Origin of the sequence: Xanthomonas sp. DAR 34887 (genome assembly GCF_041245805.1) — a bacterium.
Classification (GTDB): domain Bacteria; phylum Pseudomonadota; class Gammaproteobacteria; order Xanthomonadales; family Xanthomonadaceae; genus Xanthomonas_A; species Xanthomonas_A tesorieronis.
Genome location: NZ_CP162490.1, coordinates 2,618,969 through 2,639,873, shown reverse-complemented (window position 1 = coordinate 2,639,873; position 20,905 = coordinate 2,618,969). Strand labels below are relative to the sequence as shown.

Below are 20,905 nucleotides of genomic sequence, written 5' to 3'. Positions count from 1 at the left end.
ACGATTCAGGTCATGCCTGCTGAAATGCCAGCCCGATTCGTTTATTATCAATCACTAACGGTGTATTTCTAAGGTCTGGTCATAGCGTGGCGAAGCAGGTTCCGGAACGCGGCAAATCCCAGGGTGCCAACGCGGCCGCACGCAAGCAGGCCGCCGCGGCCAATCCGCGCCGGCAGAAGCTGTGGCGCGACCTGGCGCTGATCGCGATCGCGCCGCTGCTGCTGTACCTGCTGGCCAGCCTGGCCACCTATTCGGCGACCGATCCGGGCTGGTCGCATACCGGCAGCGTGGTCGCGCCGGTACACAACATGGGCGGCAAGTTCGGCGCCTGGATCGCCGACGTATTGCTGCAGCTGTTCGGCTACGTGGCGTTCCTGCTGCCGGTGGTGATCGGCGCGATCTCCTGGATCGCGCTGTTCGGCATGGACAGCGATGGCGACGGCGAGGCCGACCTCGGCCCGGCGCTGCGCCTGGTCGGCATCGTCGGGTTTTTGATCGCCGGCACCGGGCTGCTGCACCTGCGCCTGTTCAGCGGCGACGTGGCCGGCGCCGGCGGCATCCTCGGCAAGCTGGTCGGCAGCTCGCTGACCGCCGGTTTCGGCGCGCTGGGCAGCAACCTGTTCGTGCTGGTGCTGCTGCTGGTGTCGATCACCCTGGCCACCGGCCTGTCCTGGTTCGCGGTCATGGAACGCATCGGCCGCGCGGTGATGACCCTGCCGGCGCTGGCGCGGCGCGGCAGCCAGCAGGCCAACGAATGGCAGCAGACCCGCGCCATGCGCGAGGAACGCGAGGAAGTGCGCAAGGTCGACGCGGTACAGCGCGCCAAGCGCGAGCCGGTCAAGATCGAACCGCCGCCGGCGCCGGTGGTGGAGAAGAGCGAGCGCGCCAAGCGCGAGCAGCAGATTCCGCTGTTCCACGGTACCGGCGGCGACCAGTCCGGCATCCCGCCGCTGGCCCTGCTCGACGATCCCAAGCCGCAGACCAAGGGCTATTCCGAGGAAACCCTGGAGACGCTGTCGCGGCAGATCGAGTTCAAGCTCAAGGATTTCCGCATCGACGCGCAGGTGGTCGGCGCCTATCCGGGGCCGGTGATCACCCGCTTCGAGATCGAGCCGGCGCCGGGTATCAAGGTCAGCCAGATCAGCTCGCTGGACAAGGACATCGCGCGCGGCCTGTCGGTGAAGTCGGTGCGCGTGGTCGACGTGATCCCGGGCAAGTCGGTGATCGGCCTGGAAATCCCCAACGTCAGCCGCGAGATGATCTATCTCAGCGAGCTGCTGCGCTCCAAGGAATACGACAAGTCGGCCAGCCCGCTGACCCTGGCGCTGGGCAAGGACATCGCCGGCCGCCCGACCGTGGCCGACCTGGCGCGCATGCCGCACCTGCTGGTCGCCGGTACCACCGGCTCGGGCAAGTCGGTGGCGGTCAACGCGATGGTGCTGAGCCTACTGTACAAGGCCTCGGCCAAGGAACTGCGGATGCTGATGATCGACCCGAAGATGCTCGAGCTGAGCGTCTACCAGGGCATCCCGCACCTGCTGGCGCCGGTGGTCACCGACATGAAGGAGGCCGCCAACGGCCTGCGCTGGTGCGTGGCGGAAATGGAACGCCGCTACAAGCTGATGAGCACCGTCGGGGTGCGCAACCTGGCCGGCTTCAACAAGAAGGTCAAGGACGCGCAGGACGCCGGGCAGCCGATGATGGATCCGCTGTTCAAGCCCAACCCGGACCTGGCCGAGGCGCCGCGGCCGCTGGACACGCTGCCGTTCATCGTCATCTTCATCGACGAATTCGCCGACATGATGATGATCGTCGGCAAGAAGGTCGAAGAGCTGATCGCGCGCCTGGCGCAGAAGGCGCGCGCCGCCGGCATCCATCTGATCCTGGCCACCCAGCGCCCGTCGGTGGACGTGATCACCGGCCTGATCAAGGCTAACATCCCGACCCGCATCGCCTTCCAGGTCAGTTCCAAGATCGATTCGCGCACCATCCTCGACCAGTCCGGCGCCGAGACCCTGCTCGGCCACGGCGACATGCTGTACCTGCCGCCGGGCACGGCGATGCCCGACCGCGTGCACGGCGCCTTCGTCAGCGACGAGGAAGTGCACCGCGTGGTCGAGCACCTCAAGGCCAGCGGCCCGGCCGACTACATCGAGGGCGTGCTCGACGAAGTGCAGACCATGGGCGACGGCACCGTGGTCGGTGCCACCGGCCTGCCGGAGAGCAGCGGCGGGGGCGGCGACGAATCCGATCCGCTGTACGACGAAGCGCTGCGCATCGTCACCGAGACCCGCCGCGCGTCGATCTCCGGCGTGCAGCGGCGGCTGAAGATCGGCTACAACCGCGCCGCGCGGCTGATCGAGGCGATGGAAGCGGCCGGCGTGGTCAGCCCGCCCGAACACAACGGCGACCGCAGCGTGCTGGCGCCGCCGCCGCCGAAGTGAGGCGCGCGACCCAGCCCGCATTCCGGTTCCCGGCCATCGGAACCGCCCGGCGCAGCGTCGCATGCGATGCTGGCGGCCGTTGCCGCCCGCTGCCGTTGCCGATGTCCCGAACCGCCTGCACCTTGCGCCTGTTGCTGTGCGCCGCGCTGACCGTGGCCGGGACCGCCGCCGCGGCGCAACCGCCAGCCGCTGCCGCTGCGGCGTCCAGCCCGGCCGCGGCCACGCCGGACGTCGCGAACAACTTCAGCTACGTGCGCTACCGCGCCGACTACGAGGTGCGCGACGACGCCAGCAGCGTAGAGACCGACGAGATCGAGTTGCTGCTGAAGACCAAGGCCGGCGTGGACAAGTTCAGCCAAGTGCGGTTGAGCTACAGCGAGAAGCTGGAGACGCTGGAGGTGCTGGCCGCCTACGCGATCACCCCGGACGGGCTGCGCCACGACGTGCCGGCCGACAAGATCTATACCCAGGAAAGCTATTCCAGCGCCTCGGCGGCGATGTATGCCGACCGCAAGGTCAAGGTGGTGGTGTTCCCCAACCTGATGCCGGGCACGCGGCTGGTGTACCGGGTGCGCCGCACCCAGACCGTGCCGTACTTCCCGGGCTACTTCAGCCTGTGGGAGACCTTCAGCGTGTTCTCCCAGTACGACGACGCCACGGTGACCCTGGTCGCGCCGCGACGCATGCCGATGCACGTGTACACGCGCGGCGTGGACGGCGCCGACACGCCGAAGATCGACGGCGCGCAGGCGCGCTGGGAATGGCGTTACCAGCGCCGCGAGCCGATGAAGAGCCAGAACTGGGCGGCGGCGACCTGGGAATTCAGCCCGACCATCATGGCCAGCAGCTTCCGCCGCTGGTCGCAGATGGGCCAGGCCTACCAGCGCAGCAGTGGCGTGGCCGCGCAGGTCACGCCGAAGGTACGCGCCCGCGCCGAGCAGATCACCGCCGGCATCGGCGACCGCCGCGCGCAGGCCGCGGCGCTGTACGAGTGGGTGGCGCGCAACATCCGCTACGTGGCGGTCTACCTGGGCAATGGCGGCCTGGAGCCGAACAGCGCCGACAGCATCCTCGACAACCACTACGGCGACTGCAAGGACCACACCGTGGTGCTGGAGGCGCTGCTGGCGGCCAAGGGCATCGCCAGCACGCCGGTGCTGATCGGCGCCGAAGGCGGGCCGACCCTGCCCGACGTGCCGGTGCTCGGCCGCTTCAACCACGCCATCACCTATCTGCCCGAGTTCAAGCTGTACGTGGACTCGACCAATCCTTACGCGCGCTTCGGCCAGCTGCCGGCCGGCGACCTCGGCGTGCCGGTGCTGCATACGGTGGATGGCAGCGTGACGCGGACCCCGCCCAACGACGCGCGGGTGAACCTGTATGAGGCCGAGGCCGACTACCGCTTCGCCGCCGACGGCAGCCTGAGCGGCACCACCAGGCTGGACAGCGGCCAGATCGGCGAGATCGGCCTGCGCACCATGTTCGTGCAGCTCAATGCGCAGAACCGCACCCGCATCGAGGAATCGATCCTGGCCGCGTCCGGCTTCGACGGCAGCGGCGAACTGGAGCTGCAGGGCGCGCCGCAGGACCTGAGCCGGCCGTTCGGCTACGCCTACAGGTTCCGCGCCAGCGACTATGTCGACTTCGGCGTGGTCGGCGGCATGACCCTGCCGCAGATGCCCGGCGCCGATTCGGTGCGCGGGGTCTACGCGACCACCTCGGCCGAGCGCAACCTGACCCCGTTCTACTGCAACGACAACGCGCGCAGCGAGACCTACCGGCTGACCTTCCCGGACAGCGTGCCGATCATCGCCATCCCCGCCGATACCCATTTCCGCAACGCCGCCGGCGAATACGCCGCGACCTGGGTACGCGACGGGCAGACCGTGGTCGCCACGCATACGCTGCACCGGCGCGCGGTGCATGGCCCGCAGGCGCTGTGCCAGCCGCAGGACTACGCCGCCTTCCGCGAGCTATACCAGCAGGTGCGGCGCGGCTTCCGCGGCCAGATCCTGTACGGCGACCTCGGCCGCATGCAGACCGGGCACTGAATGCGTCGCTCTGATCGCCTATTCAGCATGGCCACGGCACACTTCCCACATCCCATTCCGGACCTTATCGGCATGCTTCGCACACTCCGCTACACCGTTCTTGCCACCGCGCTGCTAGCCGGTAGCGCCTTTGCCGGCGCGCGCGAGGACCTCACCAGCTTCACCCGCGGCCTTAAAGGCCTGGACGGGCAGTTCGCGCAAAAGGTCTACGACGGCAAGGGCACGCTGAAGGAAAGCACCACCGGCCGCGTCGCCTTGTCGGCGCCGCGGCTGTTCCGCTGGGAGTACCGCAAGCCCTACGAGCAACTGATCGTCGCCGATGGCGCCAAGGTCTGGGTCTACGAGCCGGATCTGAAGCAAGCCACCGTGCGCACCCAGGGCGCCGAGGAGCAAAACAGCCCGCTGACCGCCCTGATCGATCCGGGCAAGCTCGATCGCCAGTACGACGTCAGCGAGGAAGCGGTGGCGCGCGACGGCCTGCAATGGCTGTCGCTGACGCCGAAGGTGGACACCGCGGCCAGCTTCCAGATCGCCAAGCTCGGCTTCGACGGCAACGGCCTGGCACGGATGGAAGTGGTCGATGCGGTCGGCCAGCGCACCGAGATCCGCTTCAGCGACTGGAAGCGCAATCCGAGTTTCGCCGCCGGCACCTTCCGCTACGTGCCGGACAAGGACGTGGACGTGGTCGGCGACGACTGACCCGCCGCCGGGCGCCGGGGTGCGGCCGCGGTTGAGCGGTCGCGCACCAGCGTCTGGTCATCGGCGCCTGCGCCTCACTCCGGGCAGGTCTGCACTTCGATGCTGACATGCCCCAGCGTCGCCACGCCCTCCAGGCGCGCGCGGTAGAACGCGGCCGGTCGCGGCCGGTGGGTCACCAGCGACACGATCGCGGCATGTTGGCCCGGGCCGATCCGCCATACGTGCAGGTCGGCGATGCGCTCGTCGTCCTGTTCCAGGCGCTGCCGGATCTGCGCCTGCAAGGCGGCCGGCGCCGAGGCGTCGAGCAGCACCGCGCCGGTATCGCGCAGTAAGCCCAACGACCAGCGCGCGATGACGATGGCGCCGACGATGCCCATCAGCGCATCGGTCCACACCCAGCCCAGGTACTTGGCCAGCAGCAGGGCGACGATCGCCATCACCGAGGTCAGCGCGTCGGCCAGCACGTGCATGTAGGCCGAACGCAGGTTGTGGTCGGCATGCGCGTGCCGGTCGTGGCTGGCCGCCTGCTCGGGCGCGGCATGGGCGTGTGCATGCCCGTGGTGATCGTGAGGGTGATCGCCGTGACCATGCACGTGTTCGTGTTTGTGTTCGTGCGCATCGTGGCGCGCGTGGTCGCCATGCCGGTGCGCCGCATGCGCATGCGCATGGTCGTGATCGTGGTCATGATGCTGGCCGTGGCCATGTCCGTGCCCATGATCGTGGTGGTGGTCGGCGCCCAGCATCCAGGCGCTGAGCAGGTTCACCAGCAGGCCAAGGGCCGCGATCCACAGGGCCTCGTCGTAGGCGATGTGGACCGGCTGCGCCAGCCGCAGCGCCGATTCCACACCGATGCCGAGCGCGATCAGCGCCAGGATCAGCGCGCTGGAGAAGCCGGCCAGATCGCCGACCTTGCCGGTCCCGAAGCTGAAACGCGGATTGTGCCGGTGCCGCCGCGCGAACCAGTAGGCGAAGCCGGCCAGCGACAGCGCTCCGGCATGGGTGGCCATGTGCAGGCCGTCGGCGAGCAGCGCCATCGAGCCGGTCCACCAGCCGGCGACGATCTCCACCAGCATCATCGCCGCGGTCAACGCGACCACCGCCCAGGTCCGGCGCGCGTTGCGTTCGTGGCGATCGCCGAGGAAATCGTGCGTGTGGCTGAAAGCATCCAGCGTGCTGTGGTGGCTCATCGGGGCGCTCATGGGGGGAGGGGCGGCGCTGCCGATTGTAGCGGCGCCGCCGGGCGGTTTCGCGCGGCCTGCGCATGGCGACGATAGAATACGCAGGTGGCCAAGCGCAGACTCCTCGCCCCCGATACCCCCGACCTGCTGAGCGTCGACCGCGATGCGCTGCGCCCGCTGGCCGAGCGCATGCGCCCGCGCACGCTCGACGAGATGGTCGGGCAGAAGCGCCTGCTGGCGCCGGCCAGCGCGCTGCGCCGCGCGGTCGAGTCCGGGCGCGTGCATTCGATGATCCTGTGGGGGCCGCCGGGCTGCGGCAAGACCACCCTGGCGCTGCTGCTGGCGCAGTACGCCGAGGCCGAGTTCAAGGCGATCTCGGCGGTGCTGTCCGGCCTGCCGGAGGTGCGGCTGGTGCTGGCCGAGGCCGCGCAGCGCTTCGCCGACGGGCGCCGCACGGTGCTGTTCGTGGACGAGGTGCACCGTTTCAACAAGGCGCAGCAGGACGCGTTCCTGCCGCACATCGAGCGCGGCACCATCCTGTTCGTCGGCGCCACCACCGAGAACCCGTCGTTCGAGTTGAACTCGGCGCTGCTGTCGCGCTGCCGTGTGCACGTGCTGGAGTCGGTGTCGCCGCAGGACATCGTCGAGGCGCTGCAGCGTGCGCTGCACGACAGCGAACGCGGCCTGGGCGGCGAGGCGATCCGGGTCTCGGACGAAGCGCTGCTGGAGATCGCCAGCGCCGCCGACGGCGACGTGCGGCGCGCGCTGACCCTGCTGGAGATCGCCGCCGAACTGGCCCAGGGCGAGGATGGCGAGATCACGCCGCAGACCCTGCTGCAGGTGCTGGCCGACCGCACCCGCCGTTTCGACAAGGGCGGCGAGCAGTTCTACGACCAGATCTCGGCGCTGCACAAGTCGGTGCGCAGTTCCAATCCGGATGCGGCGCTGTACTGGCTGACGCGCATGCTCGACGGCGGCTGCGATCCGGCCTACCTGGCGCGGCGCTTGACCCGCATGGCGATCGAGGACATCGGCCTGGCCGATCCGCGCGCGCAGCAGATGGCGCTGGAAGCCTGGGACATCTACGAGCGGCTGGGCAGCCCGGAAGGCGAACTGGCCTTCGCGCAGCTGGTGCTGTACCTGGCCAGCACCGCCAAGTCCAACGCCGGCTATGCCGCCTTCAACCAGGCCAAGGCCGAGGTGCGCGAGAGCGGCACCGAGGAAGTGCCGCTGCATCTGCGCAACGCGCCGACCAAGCTGATGAAGAACCTCGGCTACGGCGAGCATTACCAGTACGACCACGATGCCGAGGGCGGCATCGCCCTGGACCAGACCGGGTTTCCCGATGCGATGGGCGAGCGCGTCTACTATCGCCCGGTGGAGCGCGGCCTGGAAATCAAGCTCAAGGACAAGCTCGACCGCCTGCGCGCCGCGCGCGAGCAGGCGCGGGCTGACAAGGCCAAGCCGACGCGCTCATAATCGGCATCAAGGAGATGGCATTCCTCCTCGAACCGCCCGCAGTCCCTGCGCGCTGATGATGCCTGCCCAACCCCCGCCGGGGCGGCAGGCCTGCGTCCCGGCATCGCCCGATCTGGAGACCCCGATGCCGAACCGCGTTTTCGTTTGTCCACGCCACCGCGCCGCCGCGCAGCGGGGCCGCGCATGAACTTCGCTGTGTGGTGGCAGCAGTTGCTGCTGGCGATGGCCGGCGGTGCGGTCGGCTCCGGTCTGCGCTTCGCCGTCGGCAGCGCCTTGCTGCAGCGCTACGGCGCCGGCTTCCCGTGGGGCACGCTGACGGTGAACCTGATCGGCGCCTTCTTCGGCGGTTTCCTGCTGGTCTGGATCGAAGGCAAGGGCGCCAGTGCGCCGTACTGGCGGGCGCTGCTGATCGTGGGCCTGCTCGGCGGACTGACCACGTTTTCCTCGCTGATGATGGAAAGCCTGGTGTTCCTGCGCGGCGGGCGCGGCGGCATGGTGCCGCTCTACCTGGCGATCACCCTGGCAGCGGGCCTGCTGCTGGTGATCGGCGGCGCGCGTGTGGCCATGGAATTGCGCCCGCCGTCGGCCAACGCGGCCAACTGAACCGCGAAGGCTCGGCTCAGGCCAGCAGCGCGGCTGCCAGGCCCAACGGCGGTGCCGCCAGCGCCAGCGGCACGATGGCGCGCGGCCGGTACGGCAGCAGGCCGTAGGTCAGCAGCGCCGCGCTGGCGCTGAGCGTGCCCAGCCACAGCACCGGGCCGATGCTCCAGCCCAGGCTGGTCACGCAGCAGGCGAAGGCCGCGGCCAGCAACAGCCAGCCGCCGATGCGCAGCTGGCGCATCCGCGCCGGCGCCGCACGCTGCGCGCCGTACAGCTCCAGCTGATGCTTCTCCATCGCCAGGCACAGCGCGACGAAGCCGGAAAAGGCCAGGCCCAGGCCGAGCAGGTTCATGGCGTCTCCAGCGCGGCGGTCGCAGCCGGCTGCGCCGCCGCGCGTTCGCGCGCGCGGCGTTCGGCCGCCGACAGCGGCGGCTGCCAGCGCTGCATGCGTCGTGCGGCCAGCGCCAGCACACAGCCCAGCGCGCAGCACACCAGATCCACGCCGGCCAGCGCCCAATCCCGCGCCGGAAGGCTGTTGCCCAGGTGCGCGTCCGTGGTCGCGGCGTTGAGCACCGGCAACAGCCCGAACAGGGCGGCGCCGAGGTACAGCTGGCAAGCCCACATCGCGCGCTTCGGCCAGACGAAGGCCGCGACCAGCGCCGCCGCCCAGGCCAGGAAGAACGTTGCCGCTTCCTGCTCCGGGCGCTCGGCCGCATGCACCGGGATCAGCCGGTTGCCCCAGAAATAGGCGGCGAAGGCGATCGGCAAGCCGGCCACCGTGCCGATGTTCAGCGCATCGACCAGGCGCAGGCCGACGCCGACCCGGCCGGCCTTGGCGTGCTTGGGGCGTTCCTTGACCGCCCACAGAATCACCCCGCTGGCCACCATCAGGCAGCCGAGCAGGCCCGAGCCGAAGAACAGCCAGCGCAGCCCCGATCCGGCGAAGTGCGCCAGGTGCAGGCCGTACAGCGTGCTGCGGGTCTGTGCGGCCGCGCCGGCCTCGCCGCTGCGCGCCAGGATCTGCCCGCTGCCGGCATCCAGCAGCAGCGACGGCGGGTCGTAGGCAAGGCGTCGGCCCTCGCCCTGGCGGATCTCGATCACCGCCGCGGCATCGCCCGGGTTGTACAGCGAGAACCCGGCGATCGGCGCCTGCGCGCGCCATTCGGCGCGCGCCACGTCCAGCAGGCGCGCGATCGGCAGGCGCGTGCCCGGCTGGCCGCTGGCTTCGCGGGAATTCTGCGGCTGCGAAAACGCTTCGGCATAGAACGCGTCTTCCGCGTCCGGATAGGCGACCTTGATGCCCCACGGCAGGTACATCAGCATCAGCGTGACCAGCCCGGTGTAGGTGATCATCGCGTGGTAGGGCAGGGCCAGCACCGCGCTGACGTTGTGGAAATCCAGCCACGAGCGCTGGCCCTTGGCCGGGCGGAAGGTGAAGAAGTCCTTGAAGATCTTCTTGTGGGTGATGACCCCGCTGATGATCGCCACCAGCATGAACATCGCGCAGAAGCCGACGATGTAGCGCGCCCACAGCACCGGGATGTAGTGCAGGTCGAAGTGCAGGCGATAGAAGAACTCGCCGCCGCGGGTATCGCGCGCGGCGCTGATCTGGCCGCTGCGCGGATCCAGCAGCGCGTCACCGAACATCCGCTTGCGGCTCTGGGCGCTGCCGTCGGCCGGCGGCGGATTGCGCCAGAACAGGTGCGCGAACGAGGAGCGTGCGCCGGGCAGCGACACCGTCCATTGCGGCGACTGCGACGCTTTCCGCTCCAGCAGCGCGATCGCGCGCGCGGCGACGGCATCGGTGCCCAGCTGCGCGCGCGGCAGTTCCGGGCGCATCCAGCGGCTGATCTCGTCGCGGAAATAGCTGGCGGTGCCGGCCATGAAGATCAGCAGCAGCACCCAGCCGACCAGCAGTCCGGTCCAGGTATGCAGCCAGGCCATCGACTGGCGGAAGCCCTGCTTCATGGCGCGTGCTGCTGCAGCCAGGCGATGGCCAGCGCCATCGGCGCCAGCAGCGCGACGATCCCCAGCCAGGCGCGGGTGGCGCTACGCGCGGCGAACGCCCATAACGCAGTGCAGGCGCAGACCAGGATGCCCAGCATCATGCCGCTCAGCACCGCCTGCGCGCGCAGGCCCGGCCACAGCAGCGGCAGCAGCGCGGAGGTCGCCGCGGCCAGCCCATAGCCACCGAAGATCGCGGCCAGAGTGCGCGACAGCACGCCCAACCAAGGCGGCAGTGGACGCCGCGGCGCGGCAGGCGATTGCGGATCGGGAAGGGGGGCAGACGGAGCTGGATGCATGGAAGCCTGTCGGGAAAAGGCACCGGCTTGGCATCGGGCTAGGCGGGAGCGTGGCGGCAATAGGGCATGCCGAATTCGTTAATGATACGCATTCCTATCTTTATGGCGCAACGCTGAGCCTTGCCGGCGTTTGCGCACCCCACGACGCGCGCGGAGTCCGACGAAACGCAATGCGCCCGACGACGCGCAATGCGACTGCCGCGCAACGCCGGCGGATGTGCAAGGCCGCGATGGCCGGTTCTCGGCGGTGCCGCCGTTTCCGATCCTGCGAGCAAAGATCCGTCTCGCCGTGACTCCAACGCGTGCGGCGGTGCCCACGGCGCCGTGCCCGCGTCTCACTCTCATTTCGACACAAGGACGTTCCACATGAACACATGTTTCTCCGTCGCGTTCCGTCGTGCTTTCCATCCGCGTGCCTGCATCGCGCTCATGGTGCTGTGGGTTGCGCTGCTGCTGTCCTTCCACAGCCAGGCGGCACCGGTGCCCGGCGGCTCGTGGCAGAAGTCGTGCAAGAACGCGAGCATGAGCGGCACCCAGTTGGGCGCCGACTGCAAGACCGGCGGCTTCACCTTCTTCGGCGCCACCAGCCAGAGCTGGCGCTACACGATCATCCAGCGCACCGACCTGTGCTACGGCGATCTGAGCAACGACCATGGCCGGCTGAAATGCAACCGCGGCCCGTACGCGTCGAGCTTGCCGGCATCGGCCAACAAGACCTGCGACGACGTCTTCCGCGACAAGGGCACGCTGTACGCGATGTGCCGCAAGAAGAGCGGCGGCTACCGGACCAATGCGTTGTTCCTGCAGAGCCAATGCCTGTCGGCCGAGAACAACGACGGCAAGCTCTCCTGCTCCACGGCGGCGCCGGCGTGCAGTCCGACGATCTCGGCAACCCCGGCGAACAAGGGCTTCACTGTGCACGGCAGCTGCTTCCTGCCGAATCACACGGTGTACTTCCGCTATGTCGACAACAAGCTGAAGAACGTCTTCGGCCAGGGCAGTTCCAATGCGGCCGGCGGGTTCGATTTCTACACCGGCCCGATCTGTGTCTACCCGGGGCCGGTGGCGATCTCCGCCAACGACGGGCGCGCGTCCAGCAGCGACGTGACCGGCACGCTGTGGAGCAATACGGTGCCTGGCACCTGCTACTAGCGTGCAAGCCCGGCCCGGCCGCTCGCGGACGGGCCGGGTAGCGGGAGCGGCCGAAAGCTGCGCCGCCATGCGCGCCGGCGAGCCGGCGGAACCGCAGGCATCTGCTGCGATCACGCTGCACGCCAAGATGCAGGCCGTGCTCTTACCGGCTTCCGGCGATTGGGCTTTGCGACAATGCCGCTGTTGCCAGATGTCCTGGCGTTCGTCGCGACCTCACCAGGCAGACGCGCAAGCACGACGCTGCCGAGCGCTTCCGACCGAGTGGTAGCTGCGTGCGGAAGGATCGTGTCGCACGGCGCGTCCGGTGCAAGCGACGCTCGCGCCGGTGCAGGCATTTGCCGGCAGCGCTCAGCGGTGACGGTGCCGGTAAGCGCGCTTCAGTGATGCGCGGCGGATGCGTTGGCGGGTGCCGCGGCCATCGCCTCGGCGGTGCCGATCTTCTCTTCCACTGTCTTACGCAGCGGAGAGGCTTCCGGCAGCAGGTCGCGCAGGTGCCGCCAATGCGCCGCGGCGTCGGCGAAATGCTGCCGCTGGAATTCGCCGATGCCCAGCATCCACAGGGCGCGCTGGTTGTCCGGTTGCTGCGCGAGCACGCGCTCGAGCATGCCGTGCGCGTCCGCGCCGACGGCGAAATCGGGTTGTTGCGCCATGTCCGCTTCGACCCAGCCGAGCAGCGCGTCGCTGTTGTCCGGATCGATGCGCAGCGCCTGCGCGTAGGCGCCGCGTGCCTCGGCACTGTGTTTCGCCTGTACTGCCGCGGCGGCCTGGTCCAGCCATTGCTGCAGTGCGCGCTGCGCCACGCGCGGGTCGGGCGCCGGTGCGGCTTGCACGGGCACGCCGGCAAGCGCGGCCGGATCGCCGACCAGCAGATACAGGCCGGCGCTGGCCAGCGGCAGCGCCACTGCCACCAGTCCCGCAGCGCCGAGGCGCAGCGTGCGCGCGCCCGGACGCCGGCGCAGCAGCGGCCGCAGCAGGACGCCCAGCGCGATGCCGAGCATCAGCGCGGCGGCGATGCAGAAGGCAGCCGTCACCATTGTTCTTCCGGCTCCTGTTCCGGCGGCGCATGCGCCGCGGTGGCGGCCCGGCGCCGCAACGTGGCCGCGACCATGGCCGCACCGGCGAGCAGGAACAGCAGCGGACCGAACCACAGCAGCCAGGTGGCCGGCGCCAGCGGCGGGTCGTAGAGCACGAACTGCGAGTAGCGATCGACCATGTACTGCTTGATCTGCGCATCGCTGCGGCCGGCCTGCAACTGCGCGAACACCTGGTGGCGCAGGTCGCGCGCCAGCGTCGCATTGGAGTCGGCCAGGTTCTCGTTCTGGCAGACCAGGCAGCGCAATTGCGCGGTCAGGCGCTGGAAGCGCAGTTCCTGTTGCCGGTCCTTGAATGGCAGCGGGTCCACGGCCTGCGCCGCCGCCGGCAGCGCGTGGGCGAGCAGCAGGGCAGCCAGCAGCCACAGCCATCGCGCGGTCCATCGCCGGCCGCGCCGCATCCGCGCGCAGGAACCCGTCATCGCTGCGCTCCGCCCAGCGCGGCGATGGCCGGGCGCAGTTCGCCGGCGATCACCGCGGGGGTCAGCACGCCGACGTGCTTGTAGCGGATCACGCCCTGGGCATCGATCAGGAAGGTTTCCGGTGCGCCATAGACGCCGAAGTCGATCGCGCGTTGTCCGTCCTCATCGACCACCACCAGCGCATACGGGTTGCCGTGCTGCGCCAGCCAGGTGCGCGTGTCCTGGGGATCGTCCTTGTAGGCGTAACCGACCAGGGCCACGCCGAGGTCGTCGGCATGCGCCATCAGCACCGGATGCTCCTCGCCGCAGGCCAGGCACCAGCTGCCGAACACGTTGAGCAGGTAAGGGCGGCCGTGCAATTCGGCGCTGCCGGCGCGTTGTTCGGGGTTGTCCAGGCGCGGCAGCGCGAATGCCGGCGCCGGCTTGCCGATCAGCGGCGAGGGCACCTCGCGCGGGTCGTGCGCGCGGCTCCAGTAGATGCCGAAGCCGAACAGTGCGGCCAGCAGCAGGAAGCCGAGCAGGGGCAGCAGCCGGCTCATGGCGCAGCCACCGACGCGGACGTGGCGACGGGCGCGCCAAGCTCGCCACCGTGCGCGGCCGTGTGCGGCGCGCGCAAGCGCCGTGCGCAGGCACTGACGAAACCGCCGAGCATCATCAGCAGGCCGCCCAGCCAGATCCAGCGGATGAAGGGCTTGTAGTACAGGCGCAGGGTCCAGGTGTTCTCGATGTGCTGGTCGTCCATCGGCTCGCCCAGCGCGACGTAGAGATCGCGGGCGACGCCGGCATCGATCGCCGCCTCGGTCTGGATCCGCTCGCTGGAATACAGGCGCTTCTGCGGGTGCAACACCGCCACCGCCGCGCCGTCGCGGCTCACCGTCAGCGTGCCTTGCTCGGCTTTCCAGTTGGGACCGTCGATCATGCGCACGCCGTCGAAGCGGAACGCGTAGCCGCCGATCTGCTCGCTTTGCCCGGGCGCCAGGCGCACATCGCGCTCGATCGACAGGCTTTCCGACAGCAGCACGCCGGCTACGAACACCGCCACGCCAGCATGGGCCAGCAGCATGCCGGCCAGTTCCGCGGGAAAACGGCGTCCGCGCGGCGCGTCGCGCAGGCGCTTGTAGGCGTACAGCACCGTGCCGACGCCGATCCAGACCGCGGCGGCGACGCCGGCCACCGCGCGTGCCGAGCCGTCGGTGAGCACGAAGGCGACCAGCGCGCAGGCCAGTGCGGCCAGCACGGCGCGCACCGCCACCGCCTGCAGCGCGCCCGCTTCGGTCCGGCCCCAGCGCAGATACGGGCCGAACGGCAGCAGCAGCACCACCGGCAGCATCAGCAGCGGGAACAGCAGGCCGAAGTAGGGTGGGCCGACCGAGACCTTGCCCAGGCGCAACGCATCGCCGAGCAGCGGGAACAGCGTGCCCAGCAGCACCATCGCCGCAGCCACGGTCAGCATCAGGTTGCCGACCAGGATCGCGGTTTCCCGCGACAGGGCAGCGAACGGTTTGCCGGCGGCCAGCCGCGGCGCGCGCAGCGCGTACAGCAGCAGCGCGCCGCCGACCGCCACGATCAGGAAGCCGAGGATGTACAGGCCGCGGCGCGGGTCGGCGGCGAAGGCGTGCACCGAGGTCAGCACGCCCGAGCGCACCAGGAAGGTACCCAGCAGCGACAGCGAGAAGGCCAGGATCGACAGCAGCAGGGTCCAGGCGCCCAGCGCGCCGCGTTTTTCGGTGACCGCCTGGGTGTGGATCAGCGCCGCGCCGACCAGCCACGGCATGAAGCTGGCGTTCTCAACCGGGTCCCAGAACCACCAGCCGCCCCAGCCCAGCTCGGCATAGGCCCACCAGCTGCCGGCGACGATGCCGGCGGTGAGGAAGCCCCAGGCGACATTGGTCCACGGCCGCGCCCAGCGCACCCAGGCCTGCTGTTGTTCGCCGCCGAGCAGGGCGGCGATGGCGAAGGCGAACGCCACCGAAAAGCCGACGTAGCCGGTATAGAGCACCGGCGGGTGGAACACCATGCCCGGATCCTGCAGCACCGGGTTGAGTTCGTTGCCGTCCAGCGGCATCGGCGACAGCCGCGCGAACGGGTTGGAGGTGAACAGCACGAACGCCAGGAAGCCGGCGGCGATCAGGCCGAGCACGCCCAGCACGCGCGCGGCGAACGCGTCCGGCAGGTGCCGGCTGCTGCGCGCCAGCAGCAGCGTCCACAGGTTGAGGATGGCGATCCACAACAGCAGCGAGCCTTCGTGCGCGCCCCACACCGCGGCCAGCCGGTAGTACCAGGGTTGCGCCAGGTTGGCGTTGGCGGCCACGTAGCGCACCGAGAAATCCAGGCGCAGCAGCGCATACGCGAGCAGGGCGAAGGCCAGCCAGGCGAACAGCGCCTGCGCGCAGGCGGCCGGCCGCGCCACCGCCATCAGCGCGCGATCGCCGCGCCAGGCGCCGAGCAACGGCAGCACGCCCTGCGCCAGCGCCAGCAGCAGGGCCAGGATCAGTGCGAGCTGGGCCAGTTCGGCAGTCATCGCGGCAGGGCGACCGAGCGCGGCCAGTGCAACGCGGCGCGGCAGGTCGGCATCCGCGTCATGGCGTCGCGGACGTGGCGGTCGACGCCGAACCCACCGCCGCGGTACGACCCTGGTGGGCCTGCGCCATCGCGTCCTTCAGTTCCTGCGGCATGTAGGTCTCGTCGTGCTTGGCCAGCACCTCGGTGGCGACGAAATCGGCGCCATGCAGCGAGCCGGTGGCGATCACCGCCTGGTTGTCGCGGAACAGGTCCGGCAGGATCCCGGTATAGGCGACCGCGGTGGCGCCGGCCTTGTCGATTACGGTGAACTCCACCCGCAGCGAATCGGCGCTGCGCCGGATCGAGCCGGCCTTGACCATGCCGCCGAGGCGGAACACGCGGTAGCCGTCCGCCTGGCCGGCCTGCACCTGGCTCGGGGTGAACAGGTAGCTGATGTTGTGCTGCAGGGCCAGCACGAACAGGCCTGTGGCGAGCGCGGCCGCGCCCAGCACCAGCAGCACGAGCAGCAGGCGGCGCTTACGGGTGGGAGTCATTGGCGCTACCGGGCAAGCGGGAAGAGGCGCCGCGCTGGCGCCGTGCCTGTTCGCGCAGCAACTGCGCGCGGGTCTCGGCGAGCAGGCGCCGCTGCCGCCAGCGCGGCAGCAGCGTGTCCAGCAGCAGCACCAGCAGGAACAGCGCGTAGGCACTCCACACATAGGTGGCGTAACCGCCCATCGCCCAGAAGCCGCTCATGCCGCGCGCTCCGCCGGCAGCGCCGTTACCTGCGCCGCGGCGGATGCGGACGCGGACGCGGGTGCGGCCAGCGCGAGCGCGCGCACCCAGCCCTTGCCGCGTTCCAGCGCCAGCAGGTCGGTGCGCATCCGCCCGAGCAGGCTGGCCAGGTAATAGCACTTGCTCGCCAGCACCGCGGTCAGCAGCGGCCACAGCATCGCCAGCGGCATCTTCGACGGGCCGAGCACGCGCACCGTGGAGCCCTGGTGCAAGGTGTTCCACCAGACCACGGAGAAATGCACGATCGGCAGGTTGATCAGCCCGACCAGCGCCAGCAGCGCCGCGGCGCGCGCGCCCTGGCGCGGGTCCTCGATCGCGCGGTACAGGCTGATCACGCCCAGGTACAGGAACAGCAGCACCAGTTCCGAGGTCAGCCGCGCGTCCCAGGTCCACCACGTGCCCCACATCGGCTTGCCCCACAGCGAGCCGGTGCACAGGGTGATGAAGGTGAACGCCGCGCCGATCGAGGCGGAGGCCATGCACGCCACTTCCGCCAGCTTGACGCGCCAGACCAGGGCGACGAAGCCGGCCATGCCCATCGCGGCATAGACGAACAGGCTCATCCAGGCGCTGGGGACATGGATGAAGATGATCCGGTAGGCGTCGTGCTGCTGGTAGTCCGGCGGCGCCAGCACCAGGCCGCCGTAGAACGCCACCGCGCCGAGCAGCAGCGACGCGCCCAGCGCCCATGGCCGGATCGCGCCGGCGACGCGGTAGAACGTCGGCGGCGACGCCAGCCGGTGCATCCAGTGCGGAACCCACTTGGCCATGACCGCCGACTCAGCGCGCCGTGGCGGCGGTGCGGGGCAACGCCTGCACCGCGGCGGCGGCATCCACCTGCAGCAGGCCGTCGCGTTGCCGGCTGGTCCGGCGCAGCAGCTCGTGCACGCTGCGCGCGTCCAGTTGCGGCGCCAGCGCCAGCAGCAGCGCGACCACGCCGCTGACGTGCGCGGTGGCCATCGACGAACCGGAGGTGAAGTCGTAGCCGCCGTTGGGCTGAGTGGTGAGGATGTCCTCGCCCGGGGCGCTCAGCACGCCCGGCGGCGGCGGGGTGGGGCTGCTGCTGCGCACCACGATCACCCCCGGGGTGGCATCGGGAAAGCCGTCCAGGCGGCCGTCCGGCGGCATCGCCGCGACCACGATGCGGCCCTGCTGCAGCAACTGCTCGAGCAGCTTGCGCAGCAGCGGATCGGCCGGCCCGCCCAGGCTCAGATTGATGATGCGCGTGCGCGTATCGCCGATCGCGACCAGCGCCTTGGCCAGGGTGAAGGAATTGCAGCCGGCGCCGGCACCGGCGCGCTGCGGATACCAGCAGGCCTTGTACACGTCGAGCACGGCCTTGGGCGCCATGCCGACGATGCCGAGATGGTTGTTGCTGCCGGCGGCGATGATCCCGGCCACTTCGGTGCCGTGATGGTCGCGATTGAACGCCGTGGGATCGGCGCCGACCAGGTCACGCACGTCGCGCAGCCGGCCCTTCAGGTCGGGATGGGCGGTGTCCACGCCGGTATCGACGATGGCCACGCCCACGCCCTGGCCCTGGCTCAGCACCTGCGCGGTGGCGGCGTTGGTCGCGACGAAGCCGCGCTGCATGTCCACGTAGGGATCGTTGTAGCGCAGCGGCTGCGCGGACTGGGCGGGGGACGGGGCGTCGGCGTAGGTGGCGAACTCCTGCAGCGGCTGCGACAGCGTGACGCGTTCGTCCTTGGCCAGCTCGGCGAGCAACGCGTCGCGTTCCACGCCCGGCGCCGGCTCCAGCACCACGCAGTAGACGCCGAGCGGTTTGATCGGCCAGCCGGTCACCTGGCGCAGGCGGTAGCGTTGGGTCAATGCGTCCAGCGTCGCCGCCGCCTGGGTGCCGGCACCGTAGTACTTGGAAGAGGCATAGCCGATCAGGTTGGAGCCGGCATGCCGGCCCGGGGCGGCCATCGGGTTGGCCACCGCGAGCACGATCTGGCGCTGGCTGTCCAAGGCCGGCGAAGCGTCCACAGTCGGCGTCTTCGCCGGCGCCGCAGCGGCGGCCACCGGCGCATCGGCGGCATTGCGCCCGCCATGGGCGCAGGCGCCGAGGGCGAGGCAGGCGACGAGCAGGCAGGCGCGACGCAGGCTCATGGTGCGGAAATCGGCTCCGCCAGGCGGATGCCGGGCGTCGCACGCAGCTGCTGCACGCTGCGCTGCGGTTGCGCCGACGAGCCGGCCTGAATTGGCACCACGGTGTAGGCGCCGGCGCCATTGGGGCCGCCGACCACGCGCAGCTGCAGCTTGCGCAGCGTGGCGTCCCAGTCGGCCAGGGTCATGCGCGCGTCCGGCACCACGCGGATCGCGTCGCTCGCCAGCGGCTGCGCGGTGTCGCTGAGGGTACGGTAGCCGGCGCCCTGGCCCTGGTCGCTGGCGGACAGCCTGACCCCGAGCACGCCCAGCCCGACCGCCTGCACCAGCGCCGCGGCGACCAGCGCCCGCGTGGTCCAGCTGGAGCGCACGCGCGGTGGCAGGCGCTGCGGCTCGGGCGCGTCGAGGCGGCCGAGCAGGCGCTGCAGCCCGGCCTCGGCATCCACCGGCACGTCGCTGGGCAGCGACATCGCCATGCGCAGCCGGCTCTGCTGCGCGAACTCGGCGCTGCAGAAACTGCACTTGGCCAGATGCGCGATCAGCCACTCGTGTTGTTCTTCCGTGGCGCTGGCCTGCAGCACCCACGGCATTAGTTCCCAGGCATGCGAGCACTCGTTGCCCGGCTCGTTGAAGCCTGTCTTCATGACATGCTCTCCGTCAGAGGGGAAGCGCCGCCGGCCAATCCCGGCAGCACGTTGCGCAGCTTGACCCGGGCATGGAACAGCCGCGCCTTGATCGTGCCCACCGGGCACTGCATGATCGCCGCCACTTCTTCCAGCTTGTGGCCCAGGCCGTAGACCAGTTCGACCACCAGGCGCTGGTCGGCCGACAGCCGCTCCAGGCCCTTGCCCAGCCAGTCGCGCAGTTCGCGGTCCTCGTCCGGGTCGGCGGCGGAGGCGGACGAGAAATGCTCTTCGGCGCTCACCCCGTCCTCGATCGCCTCGTCGCTGTGGTGGCGAATCGCCTTGAGCCCGCAGCGGTAGGCGATGCCCATGATCCAGGTCGAGACCTGCGAGTCGCCGCGGAAATCGCCGGCCTTCTGCCAGGCGATCCAGAAGCAGTCGTTGATCGCTTCCTCGATGATGTCCGGGCGCCGGGTCAGCCGCGACAGGAACCGGCACAGGCGCCCATGGTAGTTGCGGTACAGGGTGGCCAGCGCATCGCGGTCGCCGCCGGCCATGCGCCGGAGCAGCATGCGGTCGGTGGCATCGCCTAGTGGATCGGTGTCGGTCATGGAGGGCGGGCTTGGCAACGGGCACCGGTATGTGCCGGTTCGGCACGGAAAGGTTGCGTGCGGATCAGAAGGCGCGCGACACGGTGACCACCCACGGCCAGATCCCGTTGCCGCGCCTGGCGTAGATGCTGCGCGCGTCGCTGAACACGCGGTCGACCTCCACGCTCCAGGCGCCGGCGTTCCACATCAGCCCGGCGTGGCCGTAGCTGTAGTGGTCGGCGTAGTCCAGCCCGTACAGCGCCGGCGGGGCCTGGCTGATGCCGATCCCGGCCGACAGCGACAGCCGCCCCGGCAGCGGCTGGTGCACGGTGAGGTCGGCGGCGCGGTACCAGCTGCCGCGGTAGCTGTCGGGCAGTTCGAACACGGCCAGCGACATGCTCAGCCGGTCCCGGTACGACCAGCCGATGCTGGCCTCGTTGCGGTTGAACAGGCGGTTGATGCGGTTGCCGGGATAGTCGTAGCGCAGCAGCGTGGCCTGCATCTGCCAGCTGTCGGACAGGGTCCAGCTGCGCGACAGCTCGATCGTGGTCAGCAATTGCTGGCCCGGCGCGTCCAGCGCCGTACTGGCGGACGCGCCCAGCGACCAGCCCGGCGCGGGGAGCCAGTAGCCGGCCAGCTGCAACGACGGGGTGTCGGCGGTCACCGCGATGCCGCGATCGACCAATTGCGAACTGAGCCCGACCGCGCCGCCCAGATTGGCCGCCAGCGCCGTGCCCGGCAGGCCCAGCGCCGCCGCCAGCGCCAGCGTGCCGCGCAGCGGGCGCAGGCGCGCGGCACATTGCGCCAGGTCAGCCGCGGCCGCGGTCATGCCGGTCAGGATGCCCATGCATGGCGCTGCGCGCGCCGGCG

Annotated in this window: 21 protein-coding genes and 1 riboswitch; of the genes, 6 read left to right on the top strand and 15 right to left on the bottom strand. The window is 70.2% G+C overall.

What is annotated here, in order from left to right:
* The first annotated feature begins 86 nt into the window (after window positions 1-86).
* The 3 genes from AB3X08_RS11250 (at window position 87) to lolA (ending at window position 5,194) form a co-directional block, all read left to right on the top strand.
* A complete protein-coding gene (locus tag AB3X08_RS11250; RefSeq protein WP_369938331.1) occupies window positions 87-2,444 on the top strand; it encodes a DNA translocase FtsK in 2,358 nt (785 codons plus the stop codon).
* Window positions 2,445-2,545: 101 nt separating this feature from the next.
* Window positions 2,546-4,495: a DUF3857 domain-containing protein gene (locus tag AB3X08_RS11245; RefSeq protein WP_369938329.1), complete on the top strand. Its 1,950-nt coding sequence runs from the start codon at window positions 2,546-2,548 to the stop codon at window positions 4,493-4,495.
* A gap of 72 nt (window positions 4,496-4,567) precedes the next feature.
* Window positions 4,568-5,194: an outer membrane lipoprotein chaperone LolA gene (gene lolA, locus AB3X08_RS11240; RefSeq protein ID WP_369938327.1), complete on the top strand. Its 627-nt coding sequence runs from the start codon at window positions 4,568-4,570 to the stop codon at window positions 5,192-5,194.
* Between the two features lie 74 nt (window positions 5,195-5,268).
* On the opposite strand, the gene dmeF is transcribed toward lolA, so the two are convergent.
* Complete coding sequence (dmeF, locus tag AB3X08_RS11235; protein ID WP_369938325.1) at window positions 5,269-6,381, bottom strand: CDF family Co(II)/Ni(II) efflux transporter DmeF; 1,113 nt, start codon at window positions 6,379-6,381, stop codon at window positions 5,269-5,271.
* A 180-nt stretch (window positions 6,382-6,561) separates the two neighbouring features.
* Between dmeF and AB3X08_RS11230 the strand changes: the two genes are divergently transcribed.
* Both AB3X08_RS11230 and crcB read left to right on the top strand, forming a co-directional pair.
* Window positions 6,562-7,851, top strand: coding sequence for a replication-associated recombination protein A (locus AB3X08_RS11230; protein ID WP_369938517.1), 1,290 nt, complete (start codon window positions 6,562-6,564; stop codon window positions 7,849-7,851).
* A 1-nt stretch (window position 7,852) separates the two neighbouring features.
* A riboswitch (Fluoride riboswitch) is annotated at window positions 7,853-7,923 on the top strand.
* A 111-nt stretch (window positions 7,924-8,034) separates the two neighbouring features.
* Window positions 8,035-8,454 (top strand): fluoride efflux transporter CrcB, encoded by a 420-nt coding sequence (gene crcB / locus AB3X08_RS11225; RefSeq protein ID WP_369938324.1) that lies wholly within the window; start codon window positions 8,035-8,037, stop codon window positions 8,452-8,454.
* A gap of 16 nt (window positions 8,455-8,470) precedes the next feature.
* Here the strand turns inward: crcB and AB3X08_RS11220 are convergent, their stop codons facing one another.
* Genes AB3X08_RS11220 through AB3X08_RS11210 form a run of 3 tightly spaced genes read right to left on the bottom strand, consistent with a single transcriptional unit; the run spans window position 8,471 to window position 10,754 of the window.
* On the bottom strand, window positions 8,471-8,803 hold the full coding sequence (locus AB3X08_RS11220; protein WP_369938323.1) for a DUF3325 domain-containing protein: 333 nt from the start codon (window positions 8,801-8,803) through the stop codon (window positions 8,471-8,473).
* Entirely contained in the window at window positions 8,800-10,419 is a 1,620-nt protein-coding gene (locus AB3X08_RS11215; protein WP_369938322.1) for a PepSY-associated TM helix domain-containing protein, read from the bottom strand. Before AB3X08_RS11215 ends, AB3X08_RS11220 begins: the two co-directional genes overlap by 4 nt.
* The gene (locus tag AB3X08_RS11210) at window positions 10,416-10,754 is read right to left on the bottom strand and encodes a DUF3649 domain-containing protein (RefSeq protein ID WP_369938320.1); all 339 of its coding nucleotides are present in this window, start codon (window positions 10,752-10,754) and stop codon (window positions 10,416-10,418) included. Before AB3X08_RS11210 ends, AB3X08_RS11215 begins: the two co-directional genes overlap by 4 nt.
* Before the next feature lie 429 nt (window positions 10,755-11,183).
* On the opposite strand from AB3X08_RS11210, the gene AB3X08_RS11205 reads away from it, so the two are divergent.
* Window positions 11,184-11,906, top strand: coding sequence for a hypothetical protein (locus AB3X08_RS11205; protein ID WP_369938318.1), 723 nt, complete (start codon window positions 11,184-11,186; stop codon window positions 11,904-11,906).
* Between the two features lie 377 nt (window positions 11,907-12,283).
* On the opposite strand, the gene AB3X08_RS11200 is transcribed toward AB3X08_RS11205, so the two are convergent.
* From AB3X08_RS11200 to AB3X08_RS11150, 11 genes are all read right to left on the bottom strand, one after another.
* A complete protein-coding gene (locus AB3X08_RS11200) occupies window positions 12,284-12,940 on the bottom strand; it encodes a tetratricopeptide repeat protein (RefSeq protein WP_369938317.1) in 657 nt (218 codons plus the stop codon).
* Entirely contained in the window at window positions 12,934-13,419 is a 486-nt protein-coding gene (locus AB3X08_RS11195; RefSeq protein WP_369938314.1) for a cytochrome c-type biogenesis protein, read from the bottom strand. The genes AB3X08_RS11200 and AB3X08_RS11195 overlap by 7 nt, the downstream gene beginning before the upstream one ends.
* Window positions 13,416-13,958: a DsbE family thiol:disulfide interchange protein gene (locus tag AB3X08_RS11190; protein ID WP_369938313.1), complete on the bottom strand. Its 543-nt coding sequence runs from the start codon at window positions 13,956-13,958 to the stop codon at window positions 13,416-13,418. Before AB3X08_RS11190 ends, AB3X08_RS11195 begins: the two co-directional genes overlap by 4 nt.
* Window positions 13,955-15,940, bottom strand: coding sequence for a heme lyase CcmF/NrfE family subunit (locus tag AB3X08_RS11185; RefSeq protein WP_369938311.1), 1,986 nt, complete (start codon window positions 15,938-15,940; stop codon window positions 13,955-13,957). Before AB3X08_RS11185 ends, AB3X08_RS11190 begins: the two co-directional genes overlap by 4 nt.
* Window positions 15,941-15,998: 58 nt before the next feature.
* The gene (ccmE, locus tag AB3X08_RS11180; RefSeq protein ID WP_369938309.1) at window positions 15,999-16,475 is read right to left on the bottom strand and encodes a cytochrome c maturation protein CcmE; all 477 of its coding nucleotides are present in this window, start codon (window positions 16,473-16,475) and stop codon (window positions 15,999-16,001) included.
* Window positions 16,459-16,674: a heme exporter protein CcmD gene (ccmD, locus tag AB3X08_RS11175; RefSeq protein WP_369938307.1), complete on the bottom strand. Its 216-nt coding sequence runs from the start codon at window positions 16,672-16,674 to the stop codon at window positions 16,459-16,461. Before ccmD ends, ccmE begins: the two co-directional genes overlap by 17 nt.
* The gene (locus AB3X08_RS11170) at window positions 16,671-17,483 is read right to left on the bottom strand and encodes a heme ABC transporter permease (RefSeq protein WP_369938305.1); all 813 of its coding nucleotides are present in this window, start codon (window positions 17,481-17,483) and stop codon (window positions 16,671-16,673) included. Before AB3X08_RS11170 ends, ccmD begins: the two co-directional genes overlap by 4 nt.
* A 10-nt stretch (window positions 17,484-17,493) precedes the next feature.
* The gene (locus AB3X08_RS11165) at window positions 17,494-18,825 is read right to left on the bottom strand and encodes a S8 family serine peptidase (protein WP_369938303.1); all 1,332 of its coding nucleotides are present in this window, start codon (window positions 18,823-18,825) and stop codon (window positions 17,494-17,496) included.
* Window positions 18,822-19,466 (bottom strand): zf-HC2 domain-containing protein, encoded by a 645-nt coding sequence (locus tag AB3X08_RS11160; RefSeq protein WP_369938301.1) that lies wholly within the window; start codon window positions 19,464-19,466, stop codon window positions 18,822-18,824. Before AB3X08_RS11160 ends, AB3X08_RS11165 begins: the two co-directional genes overlap by 4 nt.
* On the bottom strand, window positions 19,463-20,056 hold the full coding sequence (locus AB3X08_RS11155; RefSeq protein ID WP_369938300.1) for an RNA polymerase sigma factor: 594 nt from the start codon (window positions 20,054-20,056) through the stop codon (window positions 19,463-19,465). The genes AB3X08_RS11160 and AB3X08_RS11155 overlap by 4 nt, the downstream gene beginning before the upstream one ends.
* Before the next feature lie 64 nt (window positions 20,057-20,120).
* Window positions 20,121-20,882 (bottom strand): hypothetical protein, encoded by a 762-nt coding sequence (locus AB3X08_RS11150; protein ID WP_369938298.1) that lies wholly within the window; start codon window positions 20,880-20,882, stop codon window positions 20,121-20,123.
* Window positions 20,883-20,905 lie beyond the last annotated feature (23 nt).